Source organism: Microvirga pakistanensis (assembly GCF_004458765.1).
Lineage (GTDB): Bacteria > Pseudomonadota > Alphaproteobacteria > Rhizobiales > Beijerinckiaceae > Microvirga > Microvirga pakistanensis.
In genome coordinates this window covers 31,641-52,266 of the sequence record NZ_SPJX01000267.1, presented here as the reverse complement: position 1 = coordinate 52,266, position 20,626 = coordinate 31,641, and the positions used below count along the sequence as shown (strand labels likewise).

17 protein-coding genes are annotated in these 20,626 nt (G+C 65.1%); 9 read left to right on the top strand and 8 right to left on the bottom strand.

The window, feature by feature from the left end; all coding sequences use genetic code 11:
* Positions 1 to 11: 11 nt before the first annotated feature.
* Positions 12 to 1,502: a leucyl aminopeptidase gene (locus tag E4K09_RS15050; protein WP_134498339.1), complete on the bottom strand. Its 1,491-nt coding sequence runs from the start codon at positions 1,500 to 1,502 to the stop codon at positions 12 to 14.
* 190 nt (positions 1,503 to 1,692) lie between these two features.
* On the opposite strand from E4K09_RS15050, the gene lptF reads away from it, so the two are divergent.
* The 6 genes from lptF (at position 1,693) to E4K09_RS15020 (ending at position 9,547) form a co-directional block, all read left to right on the top strand.
* Entirely contained in the window at positions 1,693 to 2,853 is a 1,161-nt protein-coding gene (gene lptF / locus E4K09_RS15045) for an LPS export ABC transporter permease LptF (protein ID WP_134498337.1), read from the top strand.
* A gap of 2 nt (positions 2,854 to 2,855) precedes the next feature.
* Complete coding sequence (gene lptG, locus E4K09_RS15040; RefSeq protein WP_134498335.1) at positions 2,856 to 3,941, top strand: LPS export ABC transporter permease LptG; 1,086 nt, start codon at positions 2,856 to 2,858, stop codon at positions 3,939 to 3,941.
* Between the two features lie 37 nt (positions 3,942 to 3,978).
* Complete coding sequence (locus tag E4K09_RS15035; RefSeq protein ID WP_134498333.1) at positions 3,979 to 6,489, top strand: LPS-assembly protein LptD; 2,511 nt, start codon at positions 3,979 to 3,981, stop codon at positions 6,487 to 6,489.
* Entirely contained in the window at positions 6,486 to 7,502 is a 1,017-nt protein-coding gene (gene pdxA, locus E4K09_RS15030) for a 4-hydroxythreonine-4-phosphate dehydrogenase PdxA (RefSeq protein ID WP_134498332.1), read from the top strand. Before E4K09_RS15035 ends, pdxA begins: the two co-directional genes overlap by 4 nt.
* Positions 7,499 to 8,350 (top strand): 16S rRNA (adenine(1518)-N(6)/adenine(1519)-N(6))-dimethyltransferase RsmA, encoded by an 852-nt coding sequence (gene rsmA, locus E4K09_RS15025; protein ID WP_134498330.1) that lies wholly within the window; start codon positions 7,499 to 7,501, stop codon positions 8,348 to 8,350. The genes pdxA and rsmA overlap by 4 nt, the downstream gene beginning before the upstream one ends.
* An 87-nt stretch (positions 8,351 to 8,437) precedes the next feature.
* Positions 8,438 to 9,547 (top strand): D-alanine--D-alanine ligase family protein, encoded by a 1,110-nt coding sequence (locus E4K09_RS15020; RefSeq protein ID WP_134498328.1) that lies wholly within the window; start codon positions 8,438 to 8,440, stop codon positions 9,545 to 9,547.
* Positions 9,548 to 9,697: 150 nt separating this feature from the next.
* Here E4K09_RS15020 and gmk read toward each other — a convergent pair whose 3' ends face one another.
* From gmk to fabD, 7 genes are all read right to left on the bottom strand, one after another.
* On the bottom strand, positions 9,698 to 10,378 hold the full coding sequence (gene gmk / locus E4K09_RS15015) for a guanylate kinase (RefSeq protein WP_134498327.1): 681 nt from the start codon (positions 10,376 to 10,378) through the stop codon (positions 9,698 to 9,700).
* Complete coding sequence (locus E4K09_RS15010; RefSeq protein WP_134498325.1) at positions 10,368 to 11,255, bottom strand: YicC/YloC family endoribonuclease; 888 nt, start codon at positions 11,253 to 11,255, stop codon at positions 10,368 to 10,370. The genes gmk and E4K09_RS15010 overlap by 11 nt, the downstream gene beginning before the upstream one ends.
* Positions 11,256 to 11,481: 226 nt before the next feature.
* Positions 11,482 to 12,885, bottom strand: coding sequence for an endolytic transglycosylase MltG (mltG, locus tag E4K09_RS15005; protein WP_134498323.1), 1,404 nt, complete (start codon positions 12,883 to 12,885; stop codon positions 11,482 to 11,484).
* Positions 12,886 to 12,980: 95 nt separating this feature from the next.
* Positions 12,981 to 14,243, bottom strand: coding sequence for a beta-ketoacyl-ACP synthase II (gene fabF, locus E4K09_RS15000; protein WP_134498321.1), 1,263 nt, complete (start codon positions 14,241 to 14,243; stop codon positions 12,981 to 12,983).
* Between the two features lie 65 nt (positions 14,244 to 14,308).
* Positions 14,309 to 14,545, bottom strand: coding sequence for an acyl carrier protein (locus E4K09_RS14995; protein WP_009764365.1), 237 nt, complete (start codon positions 14,543 to 14,545; stop codon positions 14,309 to 14,311).
* A 236-nt stretch (positions 14,546 to 14,781) separates the two neighbouring features.
* The gene (fabG, locus tag E4K09_RS14990; protein WP_134498319.1) at positions 14,782 to 15,519 is read right to left on the bottom strand and encodes a 3-oxoacyl-[acyl-carrier-protein] reductase; all 738 of its coding nucleotides are present in this window, start codon (positions 15,517 to 15,519) and stop codon (positions 14,782 to 14,784) included.
* A gap of 14 nt (positions 15,520 to 15,533) precedes the next feature.
* On the bottom strand, positions 15,534 to 16,481 hold the full coding sequence (fabD, locus tag E4K09_RS14985) for an ACP S-malonyltransferase (RefSeq protein WP_134498317.1): 948 nt from the start codon (positions 16,479 to 16,481) through the stop codon (positions 15,534 to 15,536).
* Positions 16,482 to 17,067: 586 nt separating this feature from the next.
* Between fabD and rpoZ the strand changes: the two genes are divergently transcribed.
* From rpoZ to E4K09_RS14970, 3 genes are all read left to right on the top strand, one after another.
* Positions 17,068 to 17,472 (top strand): DNA-directed RNA polymerase subunit omega, encoded by a 405-nt coding sequence (gene rpoZ, locus E4K09_RS14980; protein ID WP_134498315.1) that lies wholly within the window; start codon positions 17,068 to 17,070, stop codon positions 17,470 to 17,472.
* 185 nt (positions 17,473 to 17,657) lie between these two features.
* Positions 17,658 to 19,829 (top strand): RelA/SpoT family protein, encoded by a 2,172-nt coding sequence (locus E4K09_RS14975; protein WP_134498313.1) that lies wholly within the window; start codon positions 17,658 to 17,660, stop codon positions 19,827 to 19,829.
* A gap of 6 nt (positions 19,830 to 19,835) precedes the next feature.
* Complete coding sequence (locus E4K09_RS14970) at positions 19,836 to 20,534, top strand: gamma-glutamyl-gamma-aminobutyrate hydrolase family protein (RefSeq protein ID WP_134498311.1); 699 nt, start codon at positions 19,836 to 19,838, stop codon at positions 20,532 to 20,534.
* The last annotated feature ends 92 nt before the right edge of the window (positions 20,535 to 20,626 follow it).

Sequence of the window (20,626 nt, the reverse complement as noted above, 5' to 3'; positions counted from 1 at the left end):
CCTGTCCACCTTCAGGCCTCGTAATGATCGCGCACGAGACGGTCGAGGAGGCGCACGCCCCAGCCGGAGGCCCAGCCCCGGCTGATCTCGGTCTGGGGCGAGCCCATGGCCGTGCCGGCGATGTCCAGATGGGCCCAGGGCACGTCGTTGACGAAGCGCTGGAGCAGGGCCGCCGCCGTGCTGGAGCCGCCGAATCGCCCGCCGGTGTTCTTCATGTCGGCGAACTTCGATTCGATCATCTTGTCGAATTCCGGTCCGATGGGCATGCGCCACACGCGCTCGCCTGTGGCCTTTCCGGCTGCCGTGAGGCGCTCGGCGAGCTCATCGCTGTTCGAGAACAGACCCGCATATTCCTGAGCGAGCGCCACGAGAATCGCGCCGGTGAGGGTCGCGAGGTCGATCATGAACTTCGGCTTGAAGCGGTCCTGCACGTACCAGAGCACGTCGGCCAGAACGAGACGGCCTTCCGCGTCCGTGTTGATGATCTCGATGGTCTGTCCGGACATGGTGGTGACGATGTCGCCGGGACGCTGAGCATTCCCGTCGGGCATGTTCTCCACGAGACCGATGGCCCCGACCACGTTGGCCTTCGCCTTGCGGCTCGCCAGCGCGTGCATGAGGCCGACGACGCAGGCCGCGCCCGCCATGTCGCCCTTCATGTCCTCCATGCCGGCCGCGGGCTTGATCGAAATGCCGCCCGTGTCGAACACGACGCCCTTGCCGATGAAGGCGACGGGCTTGTCGGTGGCCTTGCCGCCGTTCCAGCGCATGATGGCGACGCGCGCCCCGCGAACGGAGCCCTGCGCCACACCCAGAAGAGCGCCCATGCCGAGCTTCTTCATAGCCTTCTCGTCGAGGATCTCAACCTCGACGCCGAGCTTGGTGAGGGCCTGGGCGCGGGCGGCGAATTCCTGCGGCCCGAGCACGTTCGGCGGCTCGTTGACGAGATCGCGGGCCAGCGTGATGCCCTGAAGGACGCCCTCGTGGGCCTTGTAGACCTTCTTGACGGCGGCCGGGTCGGCCACGCTCAGGACGAGCCGGGTGGCGCCCTTCTGCCCGTTCTCGTCCTTCTTCGTCTTGTAGCGGTCGAAGCTGTAGCGGCGCAGCTGGGCCCCCAGGGCGATGTCGGCGACCGCTTCGGGCGGCACATCGATCCCAGGCAGGTCGAGCATGGCAGTCGCGGTCCTTCCGTTGGTCTTTCCGGAAATCAGGCCGCCGAGCTGGACGAAATCGGCGTCCGCCCTGTCCTTCTCGCCCCCGACGCCGATGACGATCAGCCGGTCCACGGAGAGGCCGTTCGGCAGGACGATGGTCATGGCGGATTTGGGCTTGCCCTTGAACGTCTCGGCCGCGGCGGCCTTGGCGATGAGATCGACAGCCTTGGAGCCGATCTGCTTGGCAACCGCCGGCGTGGGCTTGAGATTGTCTCCGACGAAAACGATGAGATCGCCGGATTCGACCTTGCCGTGCGGCTGGAAGTCGATCTTGAAGCTGTCGGCCATGAAACCCTCTTGTCTTGCCTGCACGAGAGCCGGATTTGGGCGGCTCGCTCTGATGGAAGCCATCATATAGGGCATGCGGGGCCGTGCCGTGAAATAGGCGCAATCTCGGGCTGTTGAAAACGGCTGTCTTGCCTTAAGACCGAGCGACAAGGTAACCCTGGGACTTCCCGGCCGGGGGCTGAAGGGCTTCATGACGCTTCTCGAACGCTACATCCTGAAAATCGCATTCGGCGCCTTTGCCGCGTGCCTGATCGCCCTGACGGGCGTCATCTGGATCACGCAGGCCCTGCGCGAGCTCGATCTTCTGACCGGCAAGGGCCAGACCCTGTTCATCTTCCTGACGGTCACCGGCCTGTCGCTTCCGGCGCTCATCAGCGTCATCGCGCCAGTGGCCCTGTTCATGGCGACGATCTACACCCTGAACAAGCTGAACGGCGATTCCGAGCTCATCGTCATGAGCGCAGGAGGGATGGCCCCGCAGCGTCTTCTGCGCCCTTTCCTGGCGCTTGCCGTTTTCATCAGCCTGATCGTAGGGATGATCTCCCTCTACCTCATGCCCGCGAGCCTTCAGGAGCTCAGGCTGCTGTTCACGCGGATCCGAGCGGACTTCGTCGCGAGCATGGCCAAGGAAGGGCAGTTCATTTCCCTGGAAAACGGTATCACGTTCCACTACCGCGAGAAGTCGGGCGATGCGCTGCTCGGCATCTTTATGGAGGACCAGCGGGACAAGACCAAGCCCATCGTTTATCTCGCCGAGCGCGGCCAGACCGTCGAACAGAACGGGCAGGCCTATCTCGTGCTTGAGAAGGGCAGCGTGCAGCGCAAGGACCCGAAGAGCCGGGATTCCTCCATCGTGGCGTTCGAGCGCTACGCGGTGGATCTCGCGGCGTTCAACCAGGAAGGCGGCGACGTGGTCTACAAGCCGCGCGAGCGCAGCACCACCCAGCTCCTCTTCCCCGACGAGACGGATCCTCTCTACAAGGCGCAGACGGGCCGCTTCCGGGCGGAGCTTCACGACCGGCTTTCGGCCTGGCTCTACCCGCTGTCGATGATGATGGTGGCATTCGCCGCCCTGGGAGAGGCCCGGACCACCCGACAGGGGCGTGGCCTGGCCATCGCGACGGCCATCACGGCGATCGTCCTGCTCAGGGTTATGGGATTTGCCGCATCGAGCGCCGTGGTCCGGTCGCCAGCGGCCGTCGTGGCGATCTATGGGATTCCTCTGGGGGCGATTTTGCTTTGCCTGTTGCTGATATTCCAGGGAGCGAGAATGCGCGCCCTCTCCGCCAGGATCCGGTCCGTTCTGCGCGGCTCACGTCCGTCGCGGAATGCGGCGACCCAAGGGGTCTGAGCATGCTGATCGGCCGGACGCTCGGATTCTATTTTGCGCGCCAGTTCATCAAGACGATCTTCATCGTCTTCGCCACGGTGTTCGCCCTCGTCTACACCATCGACTTCGTCGAACTCATGCGCCGGGCGGGCGACGCCCAGAACGCCACACCGGGGCTCATCGCACGGCTCACCCTGTTCCGCACGCCGGCCATCGCCGAGCAGGTCATGCCCTTCGCGGTGCTCTTCGGCAGCATGGCCGCGCTCCTGCAGCTCAGCCGCAAGCTGGAACTGGTGGTGGCGCGCGCAGCCGGCATCTCGGCCTGGCAGTTCCTGCAGCCGGGCCTGCTTGTGGCGCTGCTCATCGGAATCGGGTCGGTGACTGTCTACAACCCGCTCTCGGCCAGCCTGAAGCAGCAGGCGGCAGCCCTCGAGACCCGAATTTTCTCACGCACCACCCAGGCCTCGGGCAAAATCATCTGGCTGCGGCAAAAAAGCCAGGACGGACACGCCATCTTCCGGGCGGACGGATCGCGCACGGACGCGGCGACCCTGGTCGGCGTGACGGTCTACACGTTCGACCTGGATGGAGGCTTCACCCATCGCATCGAGGCGAGGGAGGCGACGCTCCACGAGGGTTTCTGGGAGTTGAGGAACGCCCGTGTCCTTTCGGCAACAGAAGAGCCGCAGAATCACGAGCAGTACCTGATCGCCTCCCACCTGCAGCCATCTCAGCTGCGACAGAGCTTCATCGCCCCTGATTCCGTGCCGTTCTGGGACCTCCCTGAGACCATCCAGCGCATGGAACGGGCAGCCATCAACACCACCGCCTACAGGCTCCACTACGACCTGCTCCTGGCCCGCCCTCTGCTCTTCATCGCCATGGTGTTCGTGGCCGCATCGGTATCGTTAAGATTCTTTCGATTTGGCGGTGTAGCAATGATGGTTCTGGGTGGCGTTGCCGCCGGGTTCATGCTTTATGTCGCCACGGAGCTAATGGCGGAGCTTGGAGCCTCCGGAATCATCAGCTCGATTGTTGCGGCTTGGTTCCCTGCCGTTGTAGGCAGTCTTTTAGGAACCTTGGCATTATTACACCAAGAGGATGGCTGAGCCCGTCCTCAGACAAGACGTAGGTTGAGGAGTGGGGATGCAGCGGCTGAAGACAACGATCGCAACCTCTGCGGTCGCAACGGCGCTTTTCTGTGCCGTTGGGTCAGCGCCTTCGCTTGCTCAGACGCTCAACGAGAGTCTCAGCGCGCGCCTGCAGTCGAATCCCCAGGGGGACCGCCTGCTGGTGGATGCGAAGGAAATCATCTACGACAACGATAAGAACACGATTGCCGCCGCCGGCGACGTTCAGATGAATTACCAGGGTCGGACGCTCCAGGCCGACCGGGTCACCTACGACCGCAACACCGGCCGCGTCTATGCCGAGGGCAATGCCCGCCTGACCGATGCCACCGGCGCCGTCGTCACGGGCGACCGCTTCGAGCTCACGGACGACTTCAAGAACGGCTTCATCGATTCCTTGAGGGTCGTGCAGACCACGGTCGAGGACGGCCGCCCGCTCACGACCCGGTTCTCCTCGCCCCGCGCCGAACGGGCGGCCGGCGAGACGACCACGTTCGAGCGCGGCACCTATACGGCCTGCGAACCCTGCAAGGAGCATCCGGAACGCCCGCCCCTGTGGCAGGTCAAGGCCGCCAAGATCATCCACAACAACAGCGAGCAGACGATCTATTACGAGGATGCGACCCTCGAGATCCTCGGCCTCCCGGTGGCCTATCTGCCGTATTTCTGGACACCGGACCCCACCGTCAAGCGCAAGACCGGTTTCCTGGCCCCCCGCTACGTGGCGTCCAACACCCTGGGTTTCGGCGTTCAGATCCCGTTCTTCTGGGCCATCGCCCCGAACTACGATCTGACGGTCGCCCCCACCTTCCTGACCCGCCAGGGCGTCCTGGGCGAGGTCGAGTGGCGCCACCGCCTGGAGACCGGCTCCTACAACATCCGCGTGGCCGGCATCTCGCAGCTCGATCCGGATGCGTTCCTGCCCAGCCCGCGCGGTGCCGGGGACCGGGACTGGCGCGGCTCGCTGGAAACAGCCGGCCAGTTCCACCTGAATGAGCGCTGGAAATGGGGCTGGGACATCACTCTCGTGTCGGACAAGTGGTTCCTGGAGAACTACAGCATCCGTAACGAGAGCCTCAGCTCGCTTTACCTGAAGGAGGCAGTCTCGACCCTCTACCTCCAGGGCCAGGGCGACCGCTCGTTCTTCGACCTGCGCGGCTACTACTTCCAGGGCCTGTCCACGCGCGACTGGCAGAAGCAGCAGCCGGTCGTTCACCCGGTTCTCGACTACAACAAGCGCATCACGCCCTCGACGATCGGCGGCGAGTTCGCCCTCGACGTGAACGTGACCAGCCTCACCCGCGAGGCGGCCCAGTTCGAGCCACTGTCGAGCGCGAATCGGACAACCTACAGCATCTACCAGACCTGCCGGATCTTCGATCCGGAGGATTGCCTCGTGCGCGGCACCAGCGGCTCCATGTCCCGCGCCTCGGTGACCGCCTCGTGGCGGCGCGAGTTCATCGACCCCGCCGGCCAGGTCTGGACGCCGTTCGCCTATCTTCGGGCCGACAATTTCTGGATCGCGCCCGACCTCGACGGCTACCAGAACGCCAATCTCGGCAACTATATCACCGGGGACGACAGCTATCTCTTCCGGGCAATCCCGGCCGTGGGCCTCGAATACCGCTATCCGTTCGTCGCCGACCTCGGCACCTCGGGGCGTCAGGTCATCGAACCGATCGCTCAGATCATCGCCCGTCCCAACGAGACCAGGATCGGCAATCTTCCCAATGAGGATGCGCAGAGCCTGATCTTCGACGACACTTCCCTGTTCGACTGGGACAAGTTCTCCGGCTACGACCGCGCGGAAGGCGGCGTTCGCGCCAATGTCGGCATCCAGTACACGGTCACGGGCGCCGACAATTTCTACGCCAACGCCCTCTTCGGCCAATCCTACCAGGTCGCCGGCCGCAACTCGTTCCGTCAGGGCGATCTCGCCAATGTCGGCCTCGATTCCGGCCTGGAATCCCGGGCCTCGGATTACGTCGGCCGCGTGCAGCTCGCTCCGAACAGGAACTTCTCCTTCGTGACCCGCGCTCGGTTCGATGAGGAGGACTTCAACGTCAACAGGATCGAAGCGAGCGTCCGCGCGAGCTTCAACCCCTACCTGCCGCTGTCGACCTCGTTGACCTACGCCCGCTATGACGCCCAGCCCGACATCGGCTTCACCCGCCGCCGCGAGGGCCTGCTGGGTTCGGCAACCTGGAACCTGACCCCGAACTGGCACATCTCGGGCTCGGTGCTCGTCGACCTCGACCGGTACTTGCTGCAGCGTGAAATCGACCCCGATCAATCCCTGGAGCGCGCCTATGTGAGCTCCATGTCCCTGGGCGTGGGCTATATCGACGAGTGCACGACTTTCTCCGTGCGATACGTCATGAGGCCACGCACCCTCACCACCAGTTCGGGCGAGCGGGAGCGCAACCACACGGTAATGCTGAGCCTCGAGCTGCGGACGCTCGGCGCGGCCTCCGTCACCCAGCGCATCGACGGCGATTCTTCAGAAGAAGGCATCGCGGACGAGTGACGGGCCTCGAGCGCCCTCTCCTGCTGACCCAGGGCGATCCCGCCGGCATCGGACCCGAACTGACCCTTCGGGCCTGGCTCCTCCGCGAGCAGAAGGCTCTGCCGCCCTTCGCCGTTCTGGCGGATCCCGCCCACTTGGAGCGGGTGGCGAAGGCCTTGGCTTGGACGGTGCCGATCAGCCAGGTCGCTCCCTCACGGATTGCCGCCACCTTTGCGCACGCCCTTCCGGTCCTTCCCCTGAAGGCAAGAGTATCCGCCGAGCCTGGCAAGCCGGACACGGCCTCAGCCCCTGCGGTGATCGAATCCATCGAGACCGCCGTGCGGCTCGTCCGCAGCGGCGCGGCCAGCGCCGTCGTCACCAATCCGATTGCCAAGCACGTGCTCTACGACGCCGGGTTCCGGCATCCTGGCCATACGGAGTTCCTGGCGGCTCTCGCGGGCCGGGACGGAACCGCCTATCATCCGGTGATGATGCTCTGGAGCGAAGGGCTCGCCGTGGTGCCGGTGACCGTGCATATTCCCCTCGCGTCCGTCCCTGCGGCCCTGACGACAGAGCTGATCGTGCTCACGGGGCGCATCGTGGCGCGGGAACTGAAGGAACGCTTCGGCCTTGCCGATCCGCGCCTTGCGCTTGCGGGCCTCAACCCCCATGCGGGGGAGAGCGGCGCGATGGGGGCCGAAGACCAGGACATCATCCTGCCTGCCGTCGCGGCCCTTCGGCAGGAGGGCATCGCCGTGTCCGGTCCGCTTCCCGCCGACACCATGTTCCACGCCCGGGCCCGGAAGGGCTATGACGCGGCCTTGGCCATGTATCACGATCAGGCGCTGATCCCGATCAAGACCATCGCCTTCGACGAGGCGGTGAATGTGACGCTCGGCCTGCCGTTCGTGCGCACCTCGCCGGACCATGGGACAGCCTTCGATATCGCGGGCAAGGGTATCGCACGCCCCGACAGCCTCATGGCCGCCATCAAACTGGCGGCGCGGCTCGGCGCGGGAGCCCACGCGTCATGAGCCAGATCGACAATCTTCCCCCCTTGCGCGAGGTCGTCCGGAGCCACGGGCTCATGGCCAAGAAGTCGCTGGGCCAGAACTTCCTGTTCGATCTCAACCTCACGAGCCGCATCGCCCGCTCGGCAGGCCCGCTGGAGGATACCACCGTCATCGAGGTGGGCCCCGGGCCAGGCGGCCTCACCCGCGCCATTCTGGCGGCCGGCGCGAAAAAGGTCATCGCCATCGAGCGCGACAGCCGCTGCCTGCCCGCCCTGGCCGAGATCGCCGATTACTACCCGGGGCGCCTGGACGTGATCGAGGCCGACGCGCTGGAACTCGATCCGCGTCCCATGGTCGGCGACGGCTTGGTGCGTATCATTTCCAACCTTCCCTACAATGTCGGAACGGCGCTTCTGACCGGCTGGCTGACGGGCGAGGCCTGGCCGCCGTGGTGGTCCTCGCTCACCCTCATGTTCCAGCGTGAGGTGGCCGAGCGCATCGTGGCGACGGAGGAGGATCCAAAGGATTACGGCCGTCTTGGCGTCCTGTGCGGCTGGCGTACCGATGCGCGGATCCTCTTCGACGTGCCGCCCTCGGCCTTCGTGCCGCCACCGAAGATCACCTCGAGCATCGTTCATCTCACACCGAAGCCTTCCCCGCTGCCCTGCCGCATCGGAGCGCTGGAGGCGGTGACCCGGGCAGCCTTCGGGCAGCGCCGCAAGATGCTGCGCCAGAGCCTGAAGGCGATCACGCCCAACCCGTCCGCCATCATCGCGGCTGCGGGCCTGGAGGAAACGATCCGCGCCGAAAACGTGCCGGTGGAGGGCTATGTGGCGCTGGCCAATGCCTTCGACGCGCTACGGCGCTGACGGTTCCTCGCCGCGCTTCTTCAGGAAACCTTAACCTCGCCGCACCGATGATGCATCGGATGTGGGCTGAGACGGGAGACGTGCGGGATGCAGCAGCGCAAGACGATCGGACTCCTCTTCGGGGGCCGCTCCGCCGAGCATGAGGTCTCGAAGCTCTCCGCCGCCAATGTCCTGCGCGCTCTCGACCCGGAGCGCTACCACATCGTTCTGATCGGCATCGGCCGGGACGGGCGCTGGCTCCTGTGCGACAACGGCAATGGCGCGGGAACGGGCGCGCCATCCCTGGAAATTCCGGCAGGCGCTCCTCAAGTGTCGCTGCTGCCCGGCGGCAACGGCGCCATGATCGTCCTCGACGGCAAGTCTTCCTCCGGCCCTCTGCATCTCGATGCCGTCGTTCCGGTTCTGCATGGCCCAAACGGAGAGGACGGCACCGTTCAGGGTTTCCTGCAGCTCGCCAATGTGCCCTTCGTGGGGTCCGGCGTGATGGGCTCGGCCGCCGGCATGGACAAGGACGTGGCCAAGCGCCTGCTGCGGGACGCCGGCCTTCCCATCGTTCCGTTCGTGACCGTCACACGACGCAATCCCATGGATTATCGCTCCGCCGTCGATGCGCTCGGCAGCGGCGACCTGTTCATCAAGCCCGCCAATATGGGCTCTTCTGTCGGCGTTGCGCGCGTGATCAATTCCGGTGAATTCGCCAAAGCCTGCGAAAACGCCTTGCGCTATGACGCGAAGGTGCTCGTGGAAAAAAGCATCGTCGGCGCCCGGGAAATCGAATGCTCGGTGCTGGAGGACGCGTCAGGTGAGGTTCGCGCCTCGCCGCTCGGAGAGATCGTGCCCGCAAGCAGCCACGGCTTCTACAGCTACGACGCGAAGTACATCGATGCGGACGGCGCGCTCCTGCGCGTTCCCGCGGAATTGTCCGCCGGACAAGCGGACAAGATCCGGGGTCTCGCCGTGGAGACCTTCAGGACCTTGAGCTGCGAGGCCATGGCGCGCGTCGACTTTTTCGTCGATCCGAGCGGGGAAGAGAATCTTTTCGTCAACGAGGTGAACACGTTTCCCGGCTTCACCGCCATCAGCATGTATCCCAAGCTCTGGGAAGCCGGCGGCCTGCCCCAGCGGGAACTGATGGACGTGCTGCTCGACCATGCCTTCGCCCGCCACGAGCGCCGCAACGGACTGGCGCTGGTCTAGCGCATCGTGCGGACCCAGAGAGCCGCGTCAGCGACCCGTCGGGCCACGTCAGTGAAAGGTGGACCCGCTGTCCCGCTTAACGATGCGCTGCCTTAAAATGGAGCATCTGATGGATCCCAAAAGTGGATTCCACTTTTCACGTCCGATGCTCTAAGCCCGAGGATCTTGGTCGAGCTTCTCCGAGAGGAGGCCCTCGACGAAGTCCTGGAGGCCCACGAGCCGGTCGCGCTTGAGGCGCTCCGCCGCCTGAATGGCCTTCAGCTTCGCGAAAGAGTCGCCGAGATCCTCATTGACGATCACGTAGTCGTACTCGACCCACCGCTCCATCTCGACCCGGGCGTTGGCGAGCCGCTTGGCGATGACCTCGGGCGCATCCTCCGCCCGACGCTCGAGACGCGCCTTCAGCTCCTTGAAGCTCGGAGGCAGGACGAACACGGTCACCACGTCCTCCGGCAGCTTCTGCCGCACCTGGCGGGTGCCCTGGTAGTCGATGTCGAAGACCATGTCCTGGCCGGCCGCAAGAGTCTTCTCGACGGGCTTGCGGGGCGTGCCGTAGAAGTTGCCGTGCACCTCGGCCCATTCGAGAAGCTCGTCGCGGTCGCGCATCGCCTTGAACTCGTCCACGTCGATGAAGTGATAATGCTTTCCCTCGATCTCGGACGGACGCTTGGGACGGGTGGTGACGGAGACCGAGAGAACGCCCGCGCGCTCCTCCACCAAGCTGCGGGTGAGCGTGGTCTTTCCCGCGCCCGAGGGCGAGGACAGTATGAGGATGAGGCCCCGGCGGCCGACGAGAGGCTTCGAATCTTGGCTCACCGCATCACTCCACATTCTGAACCTGCTCGCGGAATTGCTCGATAACCGCTTTCAATTCAAGTCCGATCCTGGAAAGAGCCACATCATTGGCCTTGGCACAGAGGGTATTGGCCTCGCGGCCGAATTCCTGCGCCAGGAAGTCGAGCCTGCGCCCGACCGGTCCGCCCTCCTGCAGGAGGGCTCGCGCGGCTTCCACATGGGCGCGCAGCCGGTCGATCTCCTCACGGATGTCGGCGCGCGCGGCGATGAGCACCGCCTCCTGATGCAGGCGAGCCGGATCGAGGGAGGCCTTGCCGTCCAGAAGTTCCGCGATCGACGCTTCGAGACGCGCCCGGATGGCTTCGGGCTGGCGGGCCGGGGAGGCCTCCGCCTCGCCCACGAGCCCGGCGATCACATCGAGCTGCTGGGCCAGGACGGCGGCGAGCGCGCGGCCCTCGTTCAGTCGGGCGGACCGCAAGGACTGAACGAGCCGCGCAACGGCGTCCCGGAGGGCTCCCGTGAGAGCCTCGTCCTGCCCCGGATCGACGGCATCCTCATCGAGTTCCACGACACCCCGGACGGCCAGAAGCCCATCGAGGGAGGCTGGCTGCACATTGTCCGGCAGGGTCAGCCCTCCGACCGCCGAGAGAAGGGATTGCAGCACCTCCTGGTTGACCCTGAGCCTGGGCACCGACGATGTCTTCGAGATCGAGAGATTGAGCTGCCCCTGCCCCCGGGTGAAGGCCTTGAGGATCTGGCCGCGCGCCTCCTCTCCGATGGCGTCGAGCCCGGAGGGTGCCCTCACGCGTATCTCAAGGCCGCGCCCATTCACGGTCTTGATCTCCCAGGCCCATTGGTAGGGGCCGGTGACGCCGGCCTCGCGGGCGAAGCCGGTCATGCTTGCAATCGACATGCACTGAACCTCAGGCGTATTCCAGGGTGGAAAATTTGGCGCGACCATAGCGCATCGTGCGGAAAAGTGGACGCGGTTTTTCGCTGACCCGGATCACCGGATCGTTCCCGACCATGCGCTCGTGAAAACGGAGGTCACCGGGCCTGAGAGGAGAATTCGCGCGAGAGCCCGATGCAAGAAGCCGCGCCCCGGGCGTAGCCGATCGCCGGAGGCCTGCCGCAGCCGGTCAGGGTTGCTTGAGTTCCGGCACGTTCTTCGGATTGGTCAGGTCGAAGGTCCTGTTCCTGAGCGGATCCTTGTCGGTGCCCTCGCTCGCGTCGAAACCGCGGGTGCGCTTTCCATTGGCGCCGACGGTGCGGACACCGGCCGGCACCGCACTGGCGCTGCCGCGCAGCTCGTTCAGCCCGTCGTCGAGCGCGCCGGATTGTCCCGGAGCCGCCGGCTGGACAGGGGCATCGGGGTCGAGCACCCGATCGACGCTGTCGCCGCCGGCCGCAGGCTTGGACTTTTCGATCTGCCGCCAGCGGCTCACATTGCGCTGGTGCTGCTCGTAGCTTTCGGCGAAGGCGTGACCGCCCGAGCCGTCGGCGACGAAATAGAGGTCCTTGGTGCGCGATGGATTCGCCACGGCCTCGAGCGCGGCGCGTCCGGGATTCGCGATGGGTCCCGGGGGCAGGCCCTCGATGACGTAGGTGTTGTAGGGCGTCGCCGCCTCGATCTCGCTGCGCAGGATGCCGCGTCCCAGGGTGCCTTTGCCCCCCACCAGGCCGTACACGATGGTGGGGTCGGACTGGAGCTTCATGCGCTTCATGAGGCGGTTGATGAACACCCCCGCCACGCGGGTGCGCTCGTCGGCGCGCCCCGTTTCCTTCTCCACGATGGAGGCGAGGATCACCAGCTCCTGCGGAGACTTGATCGGCAGATCGGCGGAGCGGCGCTGCCAGATCTGGTTGAGAGCCTGGCGCTGAGCCGCCTGCATGGTGTTGACGATCTGCTGGCGGGTGGTGCCGCGCTCGAACTTGTAGGTGTCGGGCAGCAGGGTTCCCTCGCGCGGCGTCTCGGCGATGTCGCCGCTCAGGATCTCGTTCTCGTAGAGGCGCGCGACGATCTGATCGCTCGTGAGCCCCTCGGGAATGGTGACGGCGTGGAGGATCGCCTTGCCCTGGACGAGGGTGTCGATCGCTTCCTGGATGCTCGTGCCGGCCTTGAACTGGAACTCTCCGGCCTTGAGCTGACCGCGCTGACGATTGACGAGCGCATAGGCTTCGAACAGCAACGGGTGCTCGATGACGCCCTCATCCTTCAGGATCCCGGCGATCCCGCTCGTCCCCGTATTGCGCGGAATGAGCACCACCTTGTCGTTCTGCAGCGGTCCCTTGGCCGTCACCTCCCGCTCCAGCATGGTGAAGCCGAGGATGCCCGCCAGAGCGAGGGCGACGATCAGCGTCAGCAGGCCGCTCATGACGCCCAGCATGCCGCCGCGACGGCGGATGCGCGGCGGGGGCGGCGGAGCCAGGCTCGGCTTGAGCGCCTCGCTCGGGGAACGCGGCGCAAGGCGCGGCTGCTCCTGGCCTTGGAGCTCGGCCTCGTGCTCAGAGATCAGGGTGCTTTTCTTTTTACGTCCGAACATCACGATGCTTTTCTGGTGCCGGCCGGGCCGCCCCGGACTCCTCCGACACCCTAACGGGGATTATGGCGAAAAGCCGTAATGGAAAAAGCCCTATCTCAGGCAACGCGACGGAAGATCACCGAAGCGTTGGTGCCGCCGAACCCGAAAGAGTTCGACAAGGCCACGTTGACCTCCTTGCGCTTGGCCACCTTCGGCACGAGATCGATGGCGGTTTCCACGGACGGATTGTCCAGGTTGATCGTCGGCGGGACGATGCCGTCGCGCATAGCCAGGATCGAGAAGATCGCCTCGACCGCGCCGGCCGCGCCCAGGAGATGCCCGATCGCCGATTTCGTGGATGACATGGAGAGCTTGCCGGCGGCGTTGCCGACGATGCGCTCGACCGCCTTCAGCTCCAGCTCGTCCCCGAGCGGCGTGGAGGTGCCGTGGGCGTTGACATAGTCGATTTCGGACACGGGAATGCCCGCGCGCTTCAGGGCCGCCGCCATGCAGCGATAGGCGCCGTCGCCATCCTCGGACGGCGAGGTGATGTGATAGGCATCGCCCGACAGGCCATAGCCGATGACTTCGGCGTAGATCTTGGCGCCGCGCGCCTTGGCGTGCTCGTATTCCTCCAGCACCACGACCCCGGCCCCCTCGCCCATGACGAAGCCGTCACGGTCCTTGTCGTAGGGGCGCGAAGCCTTCTCGGGCGTGTCGTTGTAGTTCGTCGAGAGCGCCCGGCAGGCCGCGAATCCTGCGATGGACAGGCGGTTGACCGGGGATTCCGTGCCGCCCGCCACCATCACGTCGGCATCGCCCAGGGCGATCAGGCGGGCCGCGTCGCCGATGGCGTGGGAGCCGGTGGAGCAGGCCGTGACCACCGCGTGGTTGGGCCCCTTCAGGCCGTGCTCGATGGACACATAGCCCCCCGCCAGGTTGATCAGGCGGCCGGGAATGAAGAAGGGCGAGATGCGGCGCGGGCCGCGCTCGATCAGGGTGGCGGACGCCTCGTAGATGCCGCCGATACCGCCAATGCCGGAGCCGATCAGCACGCCGGTGGCGCATTGCTCCTCATAGGTCTTCGGCGCCCAGCCCGCGTCCCGGAGAGCCTGGGTTGAGGCCGCCATGGCGTAGACGATGAAAGGGTCGACCTTGCGCTGTTCCTTCGGCTCCATCCACTCGTCGGGATTGAAGGTGCCGTTGGAGCCGTCGCCGACGGGGATCTGGCAGGCGATCCGGCAGGCGAGATCGTCGACCTGAAAATCGGTGATCTTGTTCGCGCCGCTTTGTCCTTCGATCAGGCGGGACCACGTGACATCCACTCCGCTGCCCAGCGGCGTGACCATGCCAAGACCTGTAACAACAACCCGGCGCATAACGTTCTACCCTATCGTTAATAAAAATCGGGCGTCGGGTGACTCACCCGACGCCCGTGAACTTCTTAGGCCGCGTTCTTCTCGAGGAAGCGGATGGCGTCGCCGACCGTGACGATGGTCTCGGCGGCATCGTCCGGAATCTCGACGTTGAACTCCTCTTCGAAGGCCATCACCAGCTCGACCGTGTCGAGGCTGTCGGCGCCCAGGTCGTCGATGAAGTTGGCGTTGTCCGTCACCTTGTCGGCTTCGACGCCCAGGTGCTCGACAACAATCTTCTTCACGCGATCAGCGACGTCACTCATCGTTTTCTTCCTCAGTGGCTGCCGCCTCAGTTATTGGGCGGATTGAAAAATCGAAATCGGATCAGCTGCTCAGCTGACAACGCTGAAACGGCTACCTTGCGCCGTGCAAAGCCGCATTTTTGAGCGCCGGTCAACCCCTTTGGCGTGATCGGGATCATGCTTAACACAAGCTTATCCTCTCTGGCGAGAGGCGAGCGGCGCCTGCGAACAGTTTCCGCAAGCGCCGCTAAGTGCTTTTAGAACATGGCCATTCCACCGTTCACGTGAAGGGTGTGCCCCGTCACGTAGCCGGCCTCGGTGGAGGCGAGATAGACAACCGACGAAGCGATTTCGTCGCCCTGGCCCAGCCTTCCCATAGGGATGGTGCCGAGGATTCCTTCGCGCTGCTTCTCGTTGAGCACGTCGGTCATGGGTGACTCGATGAAGCCCGGGGCGACCAGATTCACGGTGATGTTGCGGCTCGCCACCTCGGCGGCGAGCGCCTTGGTCATGCCGATGAGACCGGCTTTCGAAGCTGCATAATTGCCCTGTCCGGGATTGCCGGTTGAGCCGACGACCGAGCCGATATTGACGACGCGGCCGTAGCGGCGGCGCATCATGCCCTTCACGGCGGCCCGCGAAAGGCGGAAGGCGGCGGTCAGGTTCACGGCGATCACCGTGTCCCATTCCTCGTCCTTCATGCGCATGAACAGGTTGTCCTTGGTCACGCCTGCGTTGTTCACGAGAATGTCCAGCCCCTCCATCGCGGCTTCCGCCGCCGGAACGAGGGCCTCCACCGAATCCTTGTCGGCGAGATTGGCCTCGACCACATGGACCCGCTCGCCTAAGGAGGCCGCGAGCTCGTCGAGAGCGGCGCGGCGGGTGCCGGAGAGGGTCACGGTGGCGCCCTGGGCATGCAGCGCGCGGGCGATGGCGCCGCCGATGCCGCCGGTGGCACCGGTCACGAGAGCCTTGCGGCCAGTCAGATCGAACATGGAGGCTCTCCTTTTTATCCTTGCAGGGAAGCTTTGAAGGCGGCGACGTCCTCGGGGGTGCCGATGGCGGTGGAGGCTGCGCCCGTCGCAATGCGCTTCACGAGGCCGGTCAGGACCTTACCCGACCCGACCTCATAGAATGCTTCAACGCCCTGAGCGGCCATATAGGCCACGCATTCACGCCAGCGGACGGTGCCGGTGACCTGGCGGACCAGGGCGTCCCTGATCGCCTCCGGATCGGTAATCGGAGCGGCCTCCACGTTGGCCACCACCGGAACGGCGGGAGCCTTCACGGCCACGGCGGCGAGGGCGTCGCGCATGGCGTCGGCGGCAGGCTGCATGAGGGCGCAATGGAAGGGCGCGGACACGGTCAGCATCACGGCGCGCTTGGCGCCCCTTTCCTGGGCGATGGCGACCGCGCGCTCGACGGCCTCCTTGTGGCCGGAGACCACAACCTGCGCGCCGCCATTGTCGTTGGCCGCGTCGCAGACCTCCCCTTGAGCGGCCGCCCGGGCGACATCGAGGGCCGCCTCGTATTCAAGGCCCAGGAGAGCCGCCATGGCGCCCTGCCCCACGGGCACGGCGCTCTGCATGGCATTGCCGCGGATTCGCAGGAGACGGGCCGTATCGGCGATCGACAGGCTGCCGGCGGCAGCCAGAGCCGAATATTCCCCGAGCGAGTGACCGGCCACGAAAGCCGCATGCTGGCCGAGATCGAGCCCTGCCTCCGCCTCGAGGACGCGCATGGCGGCGAGGCTCACGGCCATCAGGGCCGGTTGCGTGTTGGCCGTGAGCGTCAGCTCCTCGGCGGGGCCTTCCCACATCAGGGTGGACAGCCTCTGCGAGAGAGCCTCGTCCACCTCATCGAACACCGCCTTGGCCTGAGGGAAGGCATCGGCAAGGGCCTTGCCCATGCCCACAGCCTGGCTTCCTTGGCCGGGGAAAATGAATGCGCGCTTCATCGGGAGCGGAACCTTGTTCACATCGAATCCGCGCGGAACTGGCACCCGCAAGCCCCGGAGTCAAGGTGAGGACCACACCTCGCGACCCGATCTGCCCTCAGATCTGCTGCCTCCATCCCTTCAGGAGATTGCGGTTGACTTTCCGCCTGCCGCAAAAAAGGCTGGGCAAGACTCGCCTGGCCCAACGGGTGAGCCTATGCGCACAGCGCCTCAAAGTTCTCATTCGACCCCCAATTATTCTTTGTTTCAATATATCGTATGCCTTATAATATCGACGTGCGATCCGGCACAACGAGGAAAGTCCCGGATGGAGCGGTGGATGAAACCTGCGCTCAAATCCCCGGCATGGGCGGGTCGCGACTCGGTTCGGATGCGTTGAGCTTCGCGAGACGCGTGTCATTCCCTCATTGTCATTTCGAGCCGGAGAGGGCGAAGTCCTTGCAGCGGATGACCAGGGGCCGCGTTCGGCCTGAGGATCACATCAGGCCGCGTCACGGCGATGTGCGCATCCCCTTGTTTTCCGGAGGCATTCGGTGTATCCGGTGCCCCTTCCGATATTCTCCGAACCTGAAGAAGGAGCCCCTGCATGGCTCGCGTGACCGTCGAAGACTGCATCGACAAGGTCGATAACCGGTTTGAGCTCGTGCTGCTGGCCAGCCACCGCGCCCGCCTGATTTCGTCGGGCTCGCCGCTCACCATCGACCGCGACCGTGACAAGAACCCGGTCGTGGCTCTCCGCGAGATCGCGGACGAGACCATCGCTCCCGACGACCTGAAGGAGCAGCTCATCCACTCCATGCAGAAATATGTCGAAGTGGACGAGCCGGAGGCCGAGGCCGTTCCCATGCTGGGCAACACGGCGGCCGCCTCGGGCGCCGACAACGATACGGACGTCCAGTTCGACCGCATGAGCGAGGAAGACCTGCTCCGCGGCCTCGAGGGCCTGGTGCCCCCGAGCAACAACAGCTCCGACGATGACGACCGCGAATAACATTCACGTTCTATGATTTCCGATAAAGCCCGGCCTCGGCCGGGCTTTTTCTTGGCCGCTTAACCACGGCGCGGATTTGGCGCCTGCGGCAAGGTATTCAGCTTGCGGTTGGATGGCCCGGTCCATATTCTTTAAAGTCGTCTGATTTCAGCCAGATAGATTAAATTCGAGGAGATGGCGGCCGCATGATGCGCCAGTACGAACTTGTCGAGCGGGTCAAGCGCTACAACCCCTCGGCCAACGAGGCGCTTCTCAATCGTGCTTACGTGTATGCCATGATGGCTCATGGCAACCAGAAACGCGCATCCGGCGACCTGTTCTTCGGCCACCCTCTCGAAGTCGCGGCCATCCTCACGGACATGAAGCTCGATGAGGCGACCATCGCCGCGGCGGTGCTCCACGACACGGTGGAGGACACCGAGGCGACCCTGGAGGAAATCAACAAGACCTTCGGTCCCCAGATCGGGGCCCTCGTCGACGGCCTCACGAAGATCAAGCGGCTCGATCTCGTCTCGAAGCGTGCGGCGCAGGGTGAGAACTTCCGCAAGCTGCTGCTGGCCATCGCCGAAGACGTGCGCGTGCTCCTGGTGAAGCTCGCGGACCGCCTGCACAACATGCGCACCCTCGGCTTCATGCCGCCGGAGAAGCGGCAGCGCATCGCGCAGGAAACGCTGGAAATCTACGCCCCGCTCGCCGGACGCATGGGTATCCAGGAGATGCGCGAGGAGCTGGAGGAACTGGCGTTCCAAAACCTCGACCCGGAGGCGTACGAGGCGATCAACCGCCATCTGCGGGAACTGACGGCGAAGAGCGAAAAACTCGTCGAAGAGATCGAGCGGACTCTCACCACGAAGCTCAAGGCTCAGGGAATCGACGCGCAGGTCTCGGGACGTCAGAAGCGTCCCTATTCGATCTGGCGCAAGATGGAACGCAAGTCCGTCTCCTTCGAGCAGTTGTCCGATATCTTCGCCTTTCGCATCATCGTCGGGACCCTCGACGAATGCTATCGCGCGCTCGGCACCGTGCATACGAGCTGGCCGATGGTGCCCGGTCGCTTCAAGGACTACGTCTCGACGCCCAAGCAGAACGACTATCGCTCCATCCACACCACGGTGATCGGCCCGGGCAGCCAGCGCGTCGAGCTGCAGATCCGCACCGAGGAGATGGATCAGGTCGCCGAATACGGCATCGCCGCCCATTCGCTCTACAAGGAGGGCGTGAACGACAGTTCCCGCCTCGCCAAGGAAAGCCGCGCCTATCAATGGCTGCGGCGCACCATCGACCTCCTTGCGGAAGGCGACAACCCGGAAGAGTTCCTGGAGCACACGAAGCTCGAGCTCTTCCACGACCAGGTTTTCTGCTTCACGCCGAAGGGCCGCCTCATCGCATTGCCGCGCGGCGCCACGCCCATCGACTTCGCCTATGCGGTGCACACCGATGTCGGCAACACGGCGGTGGGGTGCAAGATCAACGGCCGCATGTCGCCGCTGCTCACCGAACTGCAGAACGGCGACGAGGTGGAGATCGTCCGCGCCGAAGGGCAGACGCCGCCGGCGGCGTGGGAATCCCTTGTCGTCACCGGCAAGGCACGCGCCTCGATTCGGCGCGCGACCCGCGCGGCGGTGCGGCGGCAATATACGGGCCTCGGCCACCAGATCCTGGAGCGCGCCTTCGAGCGCGCGAGCCGCGCCTTCTCCGACGAGAAGCTGAAGGGCGCCCTTCCCCGCCTCGCCCGCGCCTCCGTCGAGGACGTGCTGGCAGCGGTGGGCCGGGGCGAGATGTTCTCGGGCGACGTGGTGCGCGCCGTCTATCCCGACTACAAGGAGGACCGCCGCACGGGAAGCGACGGCAAGGGTGGGGGACAGCCGGACGGCGCGGGCGCACGGCAGAACGGCGAGGAGCCCAACGGCATCCCGATCCGCGGCCTGAACAGGGACATGCCGATCCGCTTCGCCCCGGAAGGCGGAGCGGTGCCGGGCGACCGCATCGTCGGCATCCTGACGCCGGGCGAAGGCGTCACCATCTATCCCATCCAGTCTCCCTCGCTGGCCGATTTCGACAACGAGCCCGACCGCTGGATCGACGTGCGCTGGGATCTGGAATCCGGCTCCGCGCAACGCTTCCCCGCGCGCATCAAGCTGCAATCGATCAACGAACCGGGTTCGCTCGCGCAGATCACGCAGGTGATCGCGGACCATGACGGCAACATCGACAACGTCAACATGAAGCGCCGGACGCAGGACTTCACGGACGTGACCATCGACCTGACCGTCTGGGACCTGAAGCACCTCAACGCCATCATCGCGGAGCTGCGCGCCAAGCGGGTGGTGAGCCGCGTCGACCGCGTCACCGGATAATCAGGCATGCCCCACAAGCCTCGCATCGCCGTCATCATGGACGAGAACACCAGCGTCGACGGAACGCGCTACGACATGACGAAGAACTACTTCGTCGCCGTCCATCGCGCGGGCGGGATGCCGTTCGGCATTCCGTACTTCATCGACATGGTCGGAACCGTCGTCGACACGTTCGACGGATTCGTGAATGTCGGCGGCCGATTCGCCTTTCCGGACGAATGGTTCGCCGACGGGCAGAGATCCAAAGCCCCTCGGTCCGAACGGCTCGAGGTCGAGCTCGCCCTCATGCGGGGCTTTCTCGAACGCGACAAGCCGGTCCTCGGCATCTGCAATGGCATGCAGGTTCTCGCGGGCCTGCACGGTTGCCGCCTCTCACCCGACGTGCGCGCCATGGGAACGCACATTCTAGAGCACGACAAGCGCGGTCACGAGCATCCCGTCTCCATCGCAGAGGACACGCTGCTCGCCCGGATCGTCGGTGAACGGACGCTGTCCGTGAACACCTACCATCGCGAGGCCGTGACCGGGCTTTCCGACGGCGTGGTGGCGAGCGCCCATGCGGAGGACGGCGTCATCGAAGCCATCGAGATCCCCTCCCGCCGCTTCGCGCTCGGCGTGCAATGGCACCAGGAACTCTTCGCCCGACAGGACCATCCGGGCAATGCGATTTTCGGGGCGTTCGTGCGGGCCGCCGAGAGAGCCTGACGGATCCTACCATTTGGCGTTGACATGCCCTTGCCTCTTGCCTCTTGCCTCCGGCCATCCATCCTGCCACACAGCCCTGACTCAGGAGACGT

Coding starts and splice junctions, on each gene's coding strand:
- gmk (WP_134498327.1), bottom strand. CDS start 10,378: ATGTGGAGTGATGCGGTGAGCCAAGATTCGAAGCCTCTCGTCGGCCGC.
- E4K09_RS14970 (WP_134498311.1), top strand. CDS start 19,836: ATGCCCCACAAGCCTCGCATCGCCGTCATCATGGACGAGAACACCAGC.
- rpoZ (WP_134498315.1), top strand. CDS start 17,068: ATGGCTCGCGTGACCGTCGAAGACTGCATCGACAAGGTCGATAACCGG.
- rsmA (WP_134498330.1), top strand. CDS start 7,499: ATGAGCCAGATCGACAATCTTCCCCCCTTGCGCGAGGTCGTCCGGAGC.
- lptG (WP_134498335.1), top strand. CDS start 2,856: ATGCTGATCGGCCGGACGCTCGGATTCTATTTTGCGCGCCAGTTCATC.
- E4K09_RS15010 (WP_134498325.1), bottom strand. CDS start 11,255: ATGTCGATTGCAAGCATGACCGGCTTCGCCCGCGAGGCCGGCGTCACC.
- fabG (WP_134498319.1), bottom strand. CDS start 15,519: ATGTTCGATCTGACTGGCCGCAAGGCTCTCGTGACCGGTGCCACCGGC.
- E4K09_RS14995 (WP_009764365.1), bottom strand. CDS start 14,545: ATGAGTGACGTCGCTGATCGCGTGAAGAAGATTGTTGTCGAGCACCTG.
- E4K09_RS15020 (WP_134498328.1), top strand. CDS start 8,438: ATGCAGCAGCGCAAGACGATCGGACTCCTCTTCGGGGGCCGCTCCGCC.
- mltG (WP_134498323.1), bottom strand. CDS start 12,885: ATGTTCGGACGTAAAAAGAAAAGCACCCTGATCTCTGAGCACGAGGCC.
- E4K09_RS14975 (WP_134498313.1), top strand. CDS start 17,658: ATGATGCGCCAGTACGAACTTGTCGAGCGGGTCAAGCGCTACAACCCC.
- fabF (WP_134498321.1), bottom strand. CDS start 14,243: ATGCGCCGGGTTGTTGTTACAGGTCTTGGCATGGTCACGCCGCTGGGC.
- fabD (WP_134498317.1), bottom strand. CDS start 16,481: ATGAAGCGCGCATTCATTTTCCCCGGCCAAGGAAGCCAGGCTGTGGGC.
- E4K09_RS15035 (WP_134498333.1), top strand. CDS start 3,979: ATGCAGCGGCTGAAGACAACGATCGCAACCTCTGCGGTCGCAACGGCG.
- E4K09_RS15050 (WP_134498339.1), bottom strand. CDS start 1,502: ATGGCCGACAGCTTCAAGATCGACTTCCAGCCGCACGGCAAGGTCGAA.
- lptF (WP_134498337.1), top strand. CDS start 1,693: ATGACGCTTCTCGAACGCTACATCCTGAAAATCGCATTCGGCGCCTTT.